13 protein-coding genes and 1 riboswitch are annotated in these 13,409 nt (G+C 59.1%); of the genes, 8 read left to right on the forward strand and 5 right to left on the reverse strand.

Going from position 1 to position 13,409, the window contains the following annotated elements; translation table 11 throughout:
- On the reverse strand, positions 1 to 1,100 hold a 1,100-nt coding region (locus PROAA_RS02840; protein WP_186409880.1), incomplete at its 3' end, for a phosphomethylpyrimidine synthase ThiC.
- A 95-nt stretch (positions 1,101 to 1,195) separates the two neighbouring features.
- Positions 1,196 to 1,294: riboswitch (TPP riboswitch) on the reverse strand.
- 160 nt (positions 1,295 to 1,454) lie between these two features.
- Between PROAA_RS02840 and PROAA_RS02845 the strand changes: the two genes are divergently transcribed.
- From PROAA_RS02845 to PROAA_RS02865, 5 genes are all read left to right on the forward strand, one after another.
- Complete coding sequence (locus PROAA_RS02845) at positions 1,455 to 2,768, forward strand: carbonic anhydrase (RefSeq protein WP_186409881.1); 1,314 nt, start codon at positions 1,455 to 1,457, stop codon at positions 2,766 to 2,768.
- Positions 2,769 to 2,933: 165 nt separating this feature from the next.
- A complete protein-coding gene (locus PROAA_RS02850; RefSeq protein WP_186409882.1) occupies positions 2,934 to 3,830 on the forward strand; it encodes a glutamate/aspartate ABC transporter substrate-binding protein in 897 nt (298 codons plus the stop codon).
- 99 nt (positions 3,831 to 3,929) lie between these two features.
- On the forward strand, positions 3,930 to 4,667 hold the full coding sequence (locus PROAA_RS02855) for an amino acid ABC transporter permease (RefSeq protein ID WP_186409883.1): 738 nt from the start codon (positions 3,930 to 3,932) through the stop codon (positions 4,665 to 4,667).
- 1 nt (position 4,668) lies between these two features.
- The gene (gltK, locus tag PROAA_RS02860) at positions 4,669 to 5,349 is read left to right on the forward strand and encodes a glutamate/aspartate ABC transporter permease GltK (RefSeq protein WP_186409884.1); all 681 of its coding nucleotides are present in this window, start codon (positions 4,669 to 4,671) and stop codon (positions 5,347 to 5,349) included.
- A 30-nt stretch (positions 5,350 to 5,379) separates the two neighbouring features.
- Positions 5,380 to 6,108: an amino acid ABC transporter ATP-binding protein gene (locus tag PROAA_RS02865; protein WP_186409885.1), complete on the forward strand. Its 729-nt coding sequence runs from the start codon at positions 5,380 to 5,382 to the stop codon at positions 6,106 to 6,108.
- Between the two features lie 27 nt (positions 6,109 to 6,135).
- Here PROAA_RS02865 and PROAA_RS02870 read toward each other — a convergent pair whose 3' ends face one another.
- Together PROAA_RS02870 and PROAA_RS02875 are read right to left on the reverse strand one after the other, a co-directional pair.
- On the reverse strand, positions 6,136 to 6,858 hold the full coding sequence (locus tag PROAA_RS02870; RefSeq protein ID WP_186409886.1) for a glutathione S-transferase N-terminal domain-containing protein: 723 nt from the start codon (positions 6,856 to 6,858) through the stop codon (positions 6,136 to 6,138).
- A gap of 18 nt (positions 6,859 to 6,876) precedes the next feature.
- The gene (locus PROAA_RS02875; protein ID WP_186409887.1) at positions 6,877 to 7,074 is read right to left on the reverse strand and encodes a hypothetical protein; all 198 of its coding nucleotides are present in this window, start codon (positions 7,072 to 7,074) and stop codon (positions 6,877 to 6,879) included.
- A gap of 78 nt (positions 7,075 to 7,152) precedes the next feature.
- Between PROAA_RS02875 and PROAA_RS02880 the strand changes: the two genes are divergently transcribed.
- From PROAA_RS02880 to PROAA_RS02890, 3 genes are all read left to right on the forward strand, one after another.
- Positions 7,153 to 8,196: an MBL fold metallo-hydrolase gene (locus PROAA_RS02880; protein ID WP_186409888.1), complete on the forward strand. Its 1,044-nt coding sequence runs from the start codon at positions 7,153 to 7,155 to the stop codon at positions 8,194 to 8,196.
- 147 nt (positions 8,197 to 8,343) lie between these two features.
- Positions 8,344 to 9,003 carry a peroxiredoxin gene (locus PROAA_RS02885; RefSeq protein ID WP_186409889.1) on the forward strand — a complete coding sequence of 220 codons (660 nt, stop codon included), beginning with the start codon at positions 8,344 to 8,346 and terminating at the stop codon, positions 9,001 to 9,003.
- A gap of 131 nt (positions 9,004 to 9,134) precedes the next feature.
- On the forward strand, positions 9,135 to 11,654 hold the full coding sequence (locus tag PROAA_RS02890) for an arylsulfatase (protein ID WP_222102067.1): 2,520 nt from the start codon (positions 9,135 to 9,137) through the stop codon (positions 11,652 to 11,654).
- A gap of 88 nt (positions 11,655 to 11,742) precedes the next feature.
- Here the strand turns inward: PROAA_RS02890 and PROAA_RS02895 are convergent, their stop codons facing one another.
- Together PROAA_RS02895 and PROAA_RS02900 are read right to left on the reverse strand one after the other, a co-directional pair.
- Positions 11,743 to 12,213 carry a YbhB/YbcL family Raf kinase inhibitor-like protein gene (locus PROAA_RS02895; protein WP_186409890.1) on the reverse strand — a complete coding sequence of 157 codons (471 nt, stop codon included), beginning with the start codon at positions 12,211 to 12,213 and terminating at the stop codon, positions 11,743 to 11,745.
- Between the two features lie 88 nt (positions 12,214 to 12,301).
- Positions 12,302 to 13,409, reverse strand: a 1,108-nt coding sequence (locus PROAA_RS02900) for a class I adenylate-forming enzyme family protein (protein WP_186409891.1), incomplete at its 5' end; no start/stop codon positions are given.

The raw sequence follows: 13,409 nt of genomic DNA on the forward strand, positions 1-13,409 counted from the left end.
CACCACTTGGCCATGATCGAGCCACCACGCGAAACGATGCCGGTCAGGCGGCTGGCGGTCATCGGCACGTAGCGCAGCAGCACGCCGGCATGAATGGTGAAGTAGTCGACGCCCTGTTCGGCCTGTTCGATCAACGTGTCGCGGAAGATTTCCCAGGTCAGCTCCTCGGCCTTGCCGTCGACCTTTTCCAGCGCCTGGTAGATCGGCACGGTACCGATCGGCACCGGACTGTTGCGGATGATCCACTCGCGCGTTTCGTGGATGTTCTTGCCGGTCGACAGGTCCATCACCGTATCGCCGCCCCAGCGGATCGACCAGGTCATCTTCTCGACCTCTTCCTGAATGCTCGAGCCGAGCGCCGAGTTGCCGATGTTGGCGTTGATCTTGGTCAGGAAGTTGCGGCCGATGATCATCGGCTCGGTTTCGGGGTGATTGATGTTGTTCGGGAGGATCGCGCGTCCACGGGCAATTTCGGAACGCACGAATTCGGGCGTGATCTCACCGGGAATCGAGGCGCCGAAGCTCTGCCCCGGATGCTGGCGGCAAAGGATAGCGGCCAGCTTTTGACCCTGCGGACCGGAGGCCAATAATTGCTCAACATAAGCTGCGCGGTTGTTGTTCTCGCGGATGGCGATGTATTCCATCTCCGGTGTGATGATGCCGGCACGGGCGTAATGCATGTGGCTGACGTTCTTGCCTGCCTTGGCGCGCAAGGGTTTGCGGTGGAGGCCGGGGAAGCGCAGTTCATCCAATGCTTGGTCGCCGGCACGCTGACGGCCGAATTCCGAAGTCAGATCGGCCAATGCCTCTGTATCGCCGCGCTCGGCAATCCATTGCGCACGCAACGCCGGCAGTCCTTGGCGGATGTCGATCCTGGCCTGGGGATCGGAATAGGGGCCGGAGCAGTCATAAACGTAGATCGGCGGGTTCTTCTCGCCGCCGAACATGGTCGGCGTGTCGTCCTGGGAAATTTCGCGCATCGGCACCCGGATGTCCGGGCGGCTGCCAGCAACGTAGATCTTGCGCGAGTTCGGCAGAGGCTTGATGGCCGCGGCGTCTACGTGCGCGTCGGTGGCGAGAAATTTTTCATTGGCGTTCATGGTGTTTCCTTGCAATAGAGCCTGACAGCGGGCGTGACAAAGCACGGAGAAAAACGAAAAGCTTGCAAGGGATGTCGGGTGGGCAATGGAATGAAAGCTGCTGCACTCCGCTTCCCTACGACGGCATGACCCGCACAGGTTCCAAGGGACTGTCTCAGCAGCGCAACGACGGCGCGGCACCCCTAACGAATCAGGCCAAGTTACTGGAATTGCACGCTTTAAGCAATACCGGGTCTCGTTTGATGTGGCCGGGGCGAAGTTTGTTCCCGACGCTGCGGAAAATTCGTCTAAAGTATCCGCCAGGTTTTCCGTGAGATGGAAGATGAGCGTAAAACGAATCACTGGAGTCTGATCATGCGCGTCAAGCTTCTGGCAGCCCTTCTGCCAGCCTCGGCCATTTTCATGGCTGCGCTTCCAACGGTGGCCTCGGCAGCCTGGCAACTGGTGACCACCGAGCAGGGCAAACGCGTAGAGATCGACCGGGCGAGTATCGTCGCAGACCCAAGCGGGGAGACGATGACGCGGGCGCGCATCGTGCTCGACAAGCCGATTGTCGACCCGAAGACGTCGGACTCCTACCGCATTATCGAAGTGGTGAACCGTTACGATTGCGCTCAGCGCACCCTCGCCACACTGAGACGCAGCTATTTCAAGGAAGAGAACGATTTGTTGCGTTCGGAAGAAGTGAAAACGCCCTTCGCGATGCCGGTGCGCTCGGGTACGGCCGACGAGAAGTTGTTGCGCGAGGTTTGCCGTCCGAAGACCGGGGGCGATACGTCCGGGTCGATGAACTCTACGCTTGCGAAGGTTAACGAGGCTGCGGGTGAATTGCGCAAGCTGAACGATGAGCTCATCGAAAAATCGGTCCAGAAGGAGTTGAAAGAGCTGACGTCAGGCGCTGGGTCGGCGGGCTCAAGCGTCCGCGCCAAACGCGGCGCAGCATCGGGCAATCCCAAGAAGGCTGCCGCGCCCGCAGCAACCAGTATGGCGACCCACACTCCGTGGTCGTACTTCGGCAGTGGCGGACCGGACAACTGGAGCAGGCTGAAGTCCGATTACGCGCTCTGTGCTTCCGGTCGCCGCCAGTCGCCCATCGATATTCGCGACGGCATTGCCGTTGATCTGGCGCCCATTCAGTTCCTGTATCAGCCCGCGGCATTCCGTGTTTCAGACAGCGGACGCAACATGCAGGTGACCGTGTATGGCGGCGGTTTTAACCTGCTTGGCAAGAACTACGAGCTGATTCGGGTACATTTTCACCGCCCCTCCGAACTCACAGTCAATGGCAAGCACTTCGACATGGAGGCGCAACTGATGCACAAGTCTGCGGACGGCAAACTCGCCATCGTCTCGGTGCTGCTCGAGAAGGGGATCGAGAATCCGATTGTTCAAATGGCCTTGAACAACCTGCCGCTGGAAAGAAACTTCGAAGTTTCGCCACCGGCGGAACGAATCGATGTATCCCGCCTGCTGCCGGAGAACCGGCGTTATTACACTTTCATGGGGTCGCTCACCACACCGCCATGCACCGAGGATGTGCGCTGGCTGGTTCTGATGCACCCGCAACAGATTTCGCCGGATCAGCTGGCCATTTTCGAGCGCCTGTACGCACCCAATGCGCGACCCGTGCAGCCGGGTTTTGGCCGCCTGATCAAGGAATCGCGCTAGCCGGGGCGAAGATTTGGGCCTGAACGCAGCGGCACCAGGAGCTCGGTCAGGTTGACGTGGTCATATTCAGCCGCTATCTTGAGCGTGGTGCTTTAAAGTGGCACTTTTCCGGCCTGCGCCTGTCAATACGTCGATCAATACAACTACCTCAAGGAGACAATGATCATGCCTGTCAATCGCTTAGTCATACTATCGCTGCTCGCCGCAACCGTCTTCTCCGCTCCAGTGTTGGCCCAGGATGCGGGTACGCTGAAGAAGATAAAGGACACCGGCGCCATCAGCCTGGGGCACCGCGAATCGTCGATTCCGTTCTCCTATTACGATGACAAGCAGCAGGTCATCGGCTACTCGCAGGAAATCATGCTCAAGGTTGTCGATGCCATCAAGGCCGACCTCAAGCTGTCCAAACTCGAGATCAAGTTGCTGCCGGTGACTTCGGCCAACCGCATCACGCTGATTCAAAACGGTGTCGTCGATATCGAGTGCGGATCGACGACGAACAATACCGAACGCCAGAAACAGGTTTCCTTCTCCAATACCATCTTCATCATCGGCACCAGGCTGTTGACCAAGAAGGATTCGGGAATCAAGGATTTTCCTGATCTGGCGGGCAAGAACGTGGTGACCACGGCAGGGACGACATCCGAGCGCTTGCTGCGCAAGATGAACGAAGAAAAGAACATGAAGATGAACGTGATTTCGGCCAAGGACCACGGCGAATCGTTTCTGACCCTGGAAACCGGCCGCGCCGTGGCCTTCATGATGGACGATGCACTGTTGTTTGGCGAAATTGCCAAGGCCAAGCGTCCAGCAGACTGGGCAGTAGTGGGTACCGCGCAATCCGAGGAAGCCTATGGTTGCATGTTGCGCAAGGACGACCCGGCCTTCAAGAAAGTCGTCGATACGGCAATCGCCAAACTCATGACCTCGGGAGAGATCGTGAAAATCTACGACAAATGGTTCCTGAACCCCATTCCGCCGAAGGGCCTGAATCTCAGCATGCCACTGTCCGACGATATGAAGGCTTTGTACAAGTCGCCGAACGACAAGGCATTCGAGTAATCTACGGCGAACAGGCTGACAGCGGTCCGTCAGCCTGTTCGACTGCACAACGTCCCTTAGGGGCCGTGTTGCGTCAACGCGGGATTCCTGGAGTCAGCCATGGGGTATAACTGGAACTGGGGTGTCTTCCTCCAGCCGTCGGCGACGGGGGACGACACCTATCTTGGCTGGATGCTCTACGGCCTGAAGATGACCATCGGGCTGTCGCTTTCGGCATGGATCATGGCCTTGGTTCTGGGGGCGGTCATCGGGGTCCTGCGTACCGTTCCGAACAAAGCGCTGTCCGGTTTTGCCATGTCCTACGTCGAACTGTTTCGCAATATCCCCCTGCTGGTCCAGCTGTTTCTCTGGTATTTCGTCTTGCCGGAACTCTTGCCTCCCAGCCTGGGTAACGCCTTCAAGCAGAGCAACCCGATTGTCCAGCAGTTCCTGGCCTCGATGCTCTGCCTCGGGTTATTTACCAGCGCTCGCGTCGCCGAGCAGGTACGCTCCGGGATCAATTCGCTGCCGCCCGGCCAGAAGAACGCCAGTCTGGCGATCGGCTTCACGCTGCCCCAAACGTATCGCTACGTCATGCTGCCGATGGCATTTCGCCTGGTAGTGCCGCCGCTGACTTCGGAATTTCTCAATATCTTCAAGAACTCGGCGGTGTGCTCGACCATCGGTCTGCTCGAGCTTGCCGCACAGGGGCGGCAACTGGTCGATTACACGGCGCAGCCCTACGAGTCGTTCATCGCGGTGACGCTGGCCTACATGCTGATCAACGTCGTCGTGATGTTTGCCATGCGCTGGGTTGAAGGCCGTGTCCGAATTCCCGGCTATATCGGAGGCAAATGACATGTACGAATTCGACTGGTCTTCGATTCCCGGTGCCTTGCCCTATCTTGCGCAGGGCATGCGGATTTCCCTGGAAATCACCGTAACTGCGATTCTTGCCGGCATCGTCTGGGGAACGCTGCTGGCCATGATGCGGCTGTCGTCGATCGCACCTCTGTCATGGTTTGCCGCAGGCTATGTCAATCTTTTCCGCGCCGTGCCGCTGGTCATGGTGCTGTTATGGTTTTTCCTTATCATTCCGCATCTGCTTGAAACGCTGTTCGGCGTCCCGCGCGGCAGCGACATGCGCCTTGGATCGGCGATCGCCGGATTTTCGCTGTTCGAAGCCGCCTATTATTCCGAAATCATCCGTGCCGGGATTCAGTCCGTTCCGAAAGGTCAGATGGCGGCAGCCAACGCGCTGGGAATGACTTACGGACAGACGATGCGGCTCGTCGTTCTCCCCCAGGCCTTCCGCAACATGGTCCCCTTGCTGCTGACTCAAGGCATCATCCTGTTTCAGGACACGTCGCTGGTTTACGTATCTGCGCTTGCCGATTTCTTTGGCGCAGCCTACAAGGTCGGTGATCGTGACGGGCGACTGGTCGAAATGCTGCTTTTCGCCGGCGCCGTTTATTTCGTGATCTGTTTTGCCTTTTCGCAACTCGTGCGCCACTACCAGAAAAAACTCAAGACGGCTTGATGTTCCGACAGGCGCCCCAGGAGAACACCGATGATTTCAATGAACAATGTCAGCAAGCATTACGGTGCTTTTCAGGTGCTGACCGACTGTACGACGCACGTGAATAAGGGCGAAGTGATCGTGGTCTGCGGTCCTTCGGGGTCGGGGAAATCGACGCTAATAAAATGCGTGAACGGTCTGGAGCCGTTCCAAAGCGGCCAGATCACGGTGAACGGCGTTTCGGTCGGCGATCCGAAAACCAACCTGTCGAAACTGCGTGCGCATGTGGGGATGGTTTTCCAGAACTTCGAACTGTTCCCGCACATGTCCATCATCGAGAATCTGACCATCGCCCAGATCAAGGTGCTTGGCCGTAGCAAGCCAGAGGCAGAAGTAAAGGGCATGCAGCTTCTTGACCGCGTCGGACTGAAAGTGCAGGCGCTGAAATATCCCGGGCAACTGTCCGGCGGGCAACAGCAGCGCGTGGCGATAGCACGTGCGCTGGCCATGGATCCGATCTGCATGCTGTTCGACGAGCCGACCTCGGCGCTCGATCCCGAGATGATCAACGAGGTACTCGACGTTATGACCGAGCTGGCGCAGGAAGGCATGACCATGATGTGCGTGACGCACGAAATGGGCTTTGCCAAACGCGTCGCGCACCGAGTGATCTTCATGGATCAGGGCCGCATCGTCGAAGACGACAGCAAGGAGGAATTCTTTGCCCATGCGCGTTCAGAGCGGGCGCAGCAGTTCCTGGCGAAGATTCTGCATCACTGAGATTTTCCCCGCATTCATGCGAGGCCTTCAACGGCCCGTCTGCAAATTGCCCCGAGCAACGGTTGCGGCATCCTGCCCAAATAACACGCGTTTGGCCGCGTCATCGACGACCGGTGCGGTATTGATCGTCGCGGCGCGGGCGTATGCACTCTCGGTAGCCGGGCGTTGCCGCACGCGATCAAACCATCGCGACAGGTGTTCAAAGTCCGCCAGTTGCTGCCGTTGCCGCTGATGTGGAACGATCCACGGATAACAGGCCATGTCGGCAATCGAATACTCCCCGGCGATAAAATCCCGGCCATCGGCAAGTTGCTTGTTCAACACGGCGTACAGGCGCGAAGTCTCCTTCACATAGCGATCGATCGCATAGGGGATCTGTTCTGGCGCGTACTGGCAGAAATGGTGGTTCTGGCCGGCCATCGGACCGAGCCCGCCCATCTGCCAGAAAAGCCATTGCAGTACGACCTTCCGGCCACGCAAATCCTGCGGGATGAAGCGCTTGGTCTTGTCGGCAAGGTAAAGCAGGATGGCCCCGGACTCGAACACCGGTAGCGCCCCTCCACCATCGGACGGGGCGTGATCGACAATCGCCGGGATGCGATTGTTGGGTGAAATGCGCAGGAATTCAGGCGCGAACTGCTCGCCCTTGCCGATGTTCACCGGGACGATGCGATAGGGCAGTCCGGCCTCTTCCAGGAACAGCGTGACCTTGTGTCCGTTGGGGGTCGTCCAGTAATAGAAATCGATCATGATGACGCTCCGTTCCGGTCAGGCGGCAAGACAGACATTTTGAGCAGGCAGCGAATTGATGATGCCGATAATACGGCGAAATCCTTCTATGAGCGATTTCAAGGCATTCCCGTCCGCGACGATCCGGCTTGCACCACCGGTGGACGTGCAAAGATCTGACGTGGTTCCACAGGCATGTAGATGTTGGCTGCGCGCGGATCGTGATTGTGCGATCATTGCGTCTCCTTGGGCGTATGCAAGGGCCATTTTCAGTCTCTCATGGCGCCATGCCGCTTTGTTTCCCGGGAGAACGAGATGATTTTCGAACAAATCGCAACCGGTGGCTGCCAGTCCTACCTGATCGGCTGCAACGAATCCAGCGGGGCGGCGCTGATCGACCCCGAAATCAGCCAGATCGACCACTACATTGCGCTTGCTGCCCGGGACGGCCTTCGTATCCGCTACGTGATCGACACCCACACCCACGCCGATCATTTCTCTGCGACCCGGCAACTCGCACGGCAACTTGGGGTGCCCGTGGTCATGCACCGGGCGAGTTCCGCACCGTTTGTCGATATGCGGATCGGCGATGGCGAAATGATCATCGTCGGCAAGCTGCGCTTGCACGCGATCCATACACCCGGCCACACGCGCGATTCGATGTGCCTTCGGGTCGAAGACCGTTTGTTTACGGGCGATACTCTGTTGATCGGTGCGACCGGCCGCACCGATCTGCCGACCGGCGACCCGGAAGCGCTTTTTGACAGCCTGTTCCATCGCATTCTGCGGCTGGACGCGGACGTCAAGGTATTTCCGGCGCACGATTACAAGGGTCGGCGAAATTCGACGATAGGGCAGGAACTCGCCACCAATCCACGCCTGCAGACGCGCGAACGCGCCGCCTTCGCCGAGATGATGCGCAATCTCGATCTCTCCATGCCGACGCATATTACCGAGGCGCTGCGCACCAACATGAGTGGGGGAAAATCCGTCGCGCAGTTGCTCGCCGAAGCCGCTGCTCGCGTGCCGTTCATGTCGCTCGAAGAACTCAGGGCGCGCATCCAAGCGGCGGAAGATGACCTGATCGTGCTCGACGTGCGTGAGCGCGAAGCCTACGAAAGCGGCCATATACCCGGGGCACGGGTGCTGCCCCGCGGCCAATTGGAACTGCGCGTCAATCAGGAACTCCCGGACCCAACCCGGCGCGTCCTCACCTGTTGCGAACTGGGTTATGTGTCAACGCTCGCTGCGTCCACATTGCGTGAGATCGGATTCCTGCACACGGTGGCGCTGGACGGCGGGATGAAAGCCTGGCGCGAGGCAGGCTATCCGGTCAAAGTGGGGCGCGAACCGCAATAACCGCAATCCGTCTCCATGGGGTGGAACGGCCGTCAAAGTATGCAGTCCAACGGTACGCCGACCAGCGGCCTGCAGGTACGGTCAAGATAAGCGCGCGCTTCGCTTGTCACCGGACTTTCCCTCACAAAGCGCAACAAGGAGAAAACCATGGGACTACACATTGGCGATGAAGCGCCGGATTTCAGCGCGCCGACGACCGAAGGCACGATTCGCTTCCATGAATGGATCGGCGACAGTTGGGTCATTCTGTTCTCGCACCCGAAGGACTTCACTCCCGTTTGCACTACAGAATTGGGTTACCTCGCCCGCCTGAAGCCGGAATTCGACAAGCGCAATACCAAAGTCATCGGCCTGTCGATCGACAGCGTCGACGACCACCGCCGCTGGGCCGGCGATATCGCCGAGACGCAGGGAACCGCGCTGAATTACCCGCTGATCGGCGATACCGATCTTGTCGTTGCCAAGCTTTATGACATGATCCATCCCAACGCCAGCGGCAATGCCGCCAGCCGCACGGCGGTGGACAACGCCACGGTGCGCTCGGTATTCCTGATCGGGCCCGACAAGAAAATCAAACTCACGATGACCTACCCAATGAGCGCCGGACGCAACTTCGACGAGGTACTGCGCGCGCTGGACGCCGTCCAGCTCAATGCGAAGCATACGGTCGCTACGCCGGTTAACTGGCGTCCGGGAGAGGACGTGATCATCCCCACCTCAGTCTCCGAGGAAGCGGCCAAGGCCAAGTACCCGGGCGGCTGGAAAACACTGAAGCCCTATCTGCGCTTCGTACCGCAACCAAAGTAGATCGGGGCACCGCAGGGAATGGCAGGGCGAAGCCGCATTCATGTCGCCTGAGAATAACAATCAGAACTGTAATAAAAAATCGCGAACAAGCCTGCTAGAATAAAAATGCTAATGCATACAAGGAGAGCGTCATGATCAGGAGCCGTAGCTGGAGCAATGCTTTGCTCTGTTTGAGTTTCACTGCGATGTTTGTCGCTCTGCCGGCAAAGGCGCAGCAGGTGACTGGCACGCCGGGTTCGCCCAGCGCCACAACGAGCATCAGCGGCAAGCAGTTGCCGGCGCCGGATCCGAAATTCGGCGGCGTCATCAAGGACGACGCGCTGCAGTCCAAGTCCTGGTGGGCGCCACGCATTGTGCCTCCGAAGGGCGCACCCAACGTCCTGCTGATCATCACCGACGACGCCGGCTTCGGCGTGCCCAGCACCTTCGGCGGCGTGATTCCGACGCCGACGATGGACCGCATCGCCAATGAAGGCTTGCGTTACAACCGTGTCTTCTCCACCGCGCTGTGCTCGCCGACGCGCGCCGCGCTGATCACCGGGCGCAACCACCACTCGGCCGGTTTCGGCGTGATCTCCGAGCAGTCGACCGGCTTCCCCGGTTACAACAGCATCATCGGCAAGGACAAGGCGACGATCGGCCGCATCCTGCTCGACAACGGCTACAGCACCTCCTGGTTCGGCAAGAATCACAACACACCGGCCTTCGCCGCCAGCCAGGTCGGTCCGTTTGACCAGTGGCCGACCGGCATGGGCTTCGAGTACTTCTTCGGCTTCGTCGGCGGGGACGCGAACCAGTGGCAGCCGAACCTGTTCCGCAACACAACGCAGATCTATCCCTTTGAAGGCAAACCGGGCTGGAACCTGATCACCGGTATGGCCGACGATGCGATCGACTACATTTCGCGGATCCACCAGACCGATCCAAGCAAGCCGATCTTCATCAAGTACGCGCCCGGTGCGACGCACGCCCCGCACCATCCGACCAAGGAGTGGGTGGACAAGATCCGCGCGATGCATCTCTTCGACGACGGTTACAACAAACTGCGCGAGACCATCTTCGAGAACCAGAAGAAGCTTGGCGTGATCGCCAAGGACTCGAAACTGACGCCGTGGCCGGATGAAGTTCTGAAGCCCTGGGATCAGCTTAGCGCCGAGGAGAAGAAGCTGTTCATCCGCCAGGTTGAGGTCTTCGCCGCCTACGCCGCCTACAGTGACCACGAGATCGGCCGCGTCATCCAGGCTTTCCAGGATGTCGGCAAGCTCGACAACACGCTGGTCATCTACATCAACGGCGACAACGGCACCAGCGCCGAGGGCGGGCCGTTGGGCACGCCCAACGAGGTGGCCTTCTTCAACGGCCTCAACGAGATCCCGGTCGACGTGCAGATGAAGTTCTACGACGTGTGGGGCACCGAACAGACGTACAACCACATGTCGGCCGGCTGGTCGTGGGCTTTTGACACGCCGTTCGACTGGTTCAAGCAGAACGCGTCCAGGCTCGGCGGCATTAACCAGAACATGGTCGTGTCGTGGCCGGCGCGCATCAAGGACAAGGGTGGGCTGCGCGAACAGTTCATCCACGTGATCGACGTCGTGCCGACCATCCTTGAAGCGGCGGGCATCAAAGCGCCGGAAATGGTCGATGGCATCAAGCAGGCGCCGATCGAAGGCACCAGCTTCGCTTACACCTTCGACGCCAAGAACGGCAAGATGGCGTCGAAGCACAAAACCCAATACTTCGAGATGATGGGGCAGTGGGCACTGTACGACGAAGGCTGGCTACTGAGCACGAAGGTCAACCGTGCACCCTGGCAGGCGTTCGGCACGGCCAACCCGGATCCGCTGAACAACCAGGTGTTCCAGCTCTACGACCTGAGCAAGGACTTCAGCCAAGCCAACGATATTGCCGCGCAACACCCGCAGAAGGTCAAGGAGATGCGCGAGAAATTCCTTGCCGAAGCGAAGAAATATCAGGTCTTGCCGCTTGACGCCTCGGTGGCGGCACGCCTCGTCGCGCCGCGGCCCAATATCACCGCCGGCCGTACCGAGTTCGTTTACACGCGGCCGATGGTCGGTCTACCGCAGGGCGATTCTCCAGCCCTGCTGAACGCGTCCTACACGATCACCGCCGACATCGACGTGCCGCAAGGCGGCGCTGACGGCATGATCCTGACTTCGGGCGGGCGCTTCGCCGGTTACGGCTTCTACCTGCTCAAGGGGAAGCCGGTGTTTCTGTGGAACATGGTTGATCTCGAGCGTATCAAGTGGGAAGGCGCGGAGGCGCTCGCCCCAGGCCGGCACACCGTCGAGTTCGACTTCAAGTATGACGGCCTGGGCGCCGGAACGCTGGCGTTCAACAACATGAGCGGTCTGGCGAGGCCGGGAACCGGCACGCTCAAGGTGGACGGCAAGGCGGTCGCCACCAAGACAATGCCCAAGACGCTGCCGATGATCCTGCAGTGGGACGAGAGCTTCGATATCGGCTCGGATACGCTGACCGGCGTGAATGACGCCGACTACAAGCCACCGTTCCCGCTGACCGCCAAGCTGAACAAGCTGACGATCAAGGTGGATCGTCCGCAACTGTCTCCCGAGGACATCAAGAAGTTCGAGGCAGCGATGAAGAAAGTCGAATCCGCCCGCGAGTAAGCCACTGACGAGCGGCAGGGTACAGGCGCGGATTGAAGGATTGAAGCGCCGACAAAAGCTGGTGTCGCCTCTGTAGCAGGAGGCGAAATCAGCTTTCTTTTTGATAGGTACCGACCAGCTGTGCTTCCGCGATGATGTGCCCTTGCATGGCCTGCTCAAGGACCTTCTTCGTTGGCTTGTCAAGGTCGGGCAGCACGACGTCAAGCGCGTAGAGTTTGTGAAAGTAGCGGTGCCGGCCGATCGGAGGGCAGGGGCCACCGTAGCCGGTCCGGCGCCAGTCGTTGCTTCCCTCCAGCGTACCTGCTGGCAGCGTCTTCACGGCTTCGGGCAGCCCGGTACTGTTTGCCGGCAGGTTATACAGCACCCAATGAACCCAGGTCATGCGCGGCGCGGCCGGGTCCGGCGCGTCGGGGTCGTCAACGATCAGAACCAGACTCCTGGTGCCCGCTGGCGCACTTGACCAGGATAGCGGCGGAGAGATGTCCTTCCCTTCGCAGGTATGAACGCGTGGAATTGATCCGTTGTGATCGAATGCGCTTGAAGTAATATTCATGGTCATGTTCGCTCCTACATGATTGATTGCGGCCAGGCAGCCAAAAGCAAGCAGGTGTGCTGGTAGACGGGCAAACAGGGCGACAACGCCCATCTCACGAGAAGACTTCGACGACGGCATTGCGGTTCAGCTTGCCAACGCCGGTGAGCGGCAGTTCTGTAGCCGGCCGGATTTGTTTCGGAACCTTGTAATCGGCCAGATGATCCCGGCAAAAAGCTTTGAGTTCGTCCTCTGCGGCGCTCATGCCAGCGTGAAAGACCACCAGCGCAACCGGCGCCTGCCCCCATTTCGGATCGGGAATTCCCGCGCATAGCGCTCCGGCAACTGCGGGGTGTTTCATCAGGGCGTTTTCGATCTCTTCCGGGGAAATGTTCTCTCCTCCGGAGATGAACATGTTGTCCGCCCGTCCCCTGATGTACAGCAAGCCGTCCGGATCCTGCTGGGCCAAATCACCGGTATAGATCCAGCCGTCCTCTTGGATGACTTTCCCGGTACGCGCCGGATCGTTCAGATAGCCGTCAAAGTTATGCGAACTGCGCAGACACAAAACGCCGATTTCACCATGCTCGACTTCGGCTCCCGATTCCTGATTGATGATTTTGGAGTCGCAATGAAACATCGACGTGCCGATGCTCGCCGAATTGTCGAGCAGTTCGTCCATCGAATCCGAACGGGCAACGTAGCCGCAGTTGGAGGGGCCGGCCTCCGTCATTCCGTAAGTCTGGCTGATGGGGACGCCCTTGTCGAGGAAGACTTTCATCACCGCTTTCGAGCACGGCGCGGCGGCGGTGATGATCCCCTTCAATCGCGAAAAATCGGTTTCGGCAAATTTCGGATGGGCGATCAGGAATTGCAGCATGGCTTCGACCGCGCCAAAATTCTCGACGCGCCCTTCATGAATCAGATCGAGCACCAGGCCGGGATTGAAATCGCGCATCAGGACGCTGGTAATGCCCGCATGATAAAGCGGCGTAAAGGTGTTCCACCCGCCGATGTGAAAGAACGGAAAAGTGATCAGCACGGTCCTGAAAGCACCCACGATGCCGGTAGCCAGGATGTCGAACGAATTCCAGACCATCTGCCGATGAGACACGATGCAGATCTTCGGCACGGCGGTCGTTCCACCCGTATGGACGTACAGGCAGCGATCATTCATCGCCAGCGGAATGTTCACCTCGCGTGGATCGGTCTTCAAGATCACG

The organism is Candidatus Propionivibrio aalborgensis (assembly GCF_900089945.1).
GTDB classification, from domain to species: Bacteria; Pseudomonadota; Gammaproteobacteria; order Burkholderiales; family Rhodocyclaceae; genus Propionivibrio; species Propionivibrio aalborgensis.

Excerpts from the sequence above, each read along its gene's own strand:
- PROAA_RS02870 (WP_186409886.1), bottom strand. The coding sequence starts at position 6,858 with ATGATCGATTTCTATTACTGGACGACCCCCAACGGACACAAGGTCACG.
- gltK (WP_186409884.1), top strand. The coding sequence starts at position 4,669 with ATGTACGAATTCGACTGGTCTTCGATTCCCGGTGCCTTGCCCTATCTT.
- PROAA_RS02880 (WP_186409888.1), top strand. The coding sequence starts at position 7,153 with ATGATTTTCGAACAAATCGCAACCGGTGGCTGCCAGTCCTACCTGATC.
- PROAA_RS02855 (WP_186409883.1), top strand. The coding sequence starts at position 3,930 with ATGGGGTATAACTGGAACTGGGGTGTCTTCCTCCAGCCGTCGGCGACG.
- PROAA_RS02895 (WP_186409890.1), bottom strand. The coding sequence starts at position 12,213 with ATGACCATGAATATTACTTCAAGCGCATTCGATCACAACGGATCAATT.
- PROAA_RS02890 (WP_222102067.1), top strand. The coding sequence starts at position 9,135 with ATGATCAGGAGCCGTAGCTGGAGCAATGCTTTGCTCTGTTTGAGTTTC.
- PROAA_RS02850 (WP_186409882.1), top strand. The coding sequence starts at position 2,934 with ATGCCTGTCAATCGCTTAGTCATACTATCGCTGCTCGCCGCAACCGTC.
- PROAA_RS02845 (WP_186409881.1), top strand. The coding sequence starts at position 1,455 with ATGCGCGTCAAGCTTCTGGCAGCCCTTCTGCCAGCCTCGGCCATTTTC.
- PROAA_RS02885 (WP_186409889.1), top strand. The coding sequence starts at position 8,344 with ATGGGACTACACATTGGCGATGAAGCGCCGGATTTCAGCGCGCCGACG.
- PROAA_RS02865 (WP_186409885.1), top strand. The coding sequence starts at position 5,380 with ATGATTTCAATGAACAATGTCAGCAAGCATTACGGTGCTTTTCAGGTG.
- PROAA_RS02875 (WP_186409887.1), bottom strand. The coding sequence starts at position 7,074 with ATGATCGCACAATCACGATCCGCGCGCAGCCAACATCTACATGCCTGT.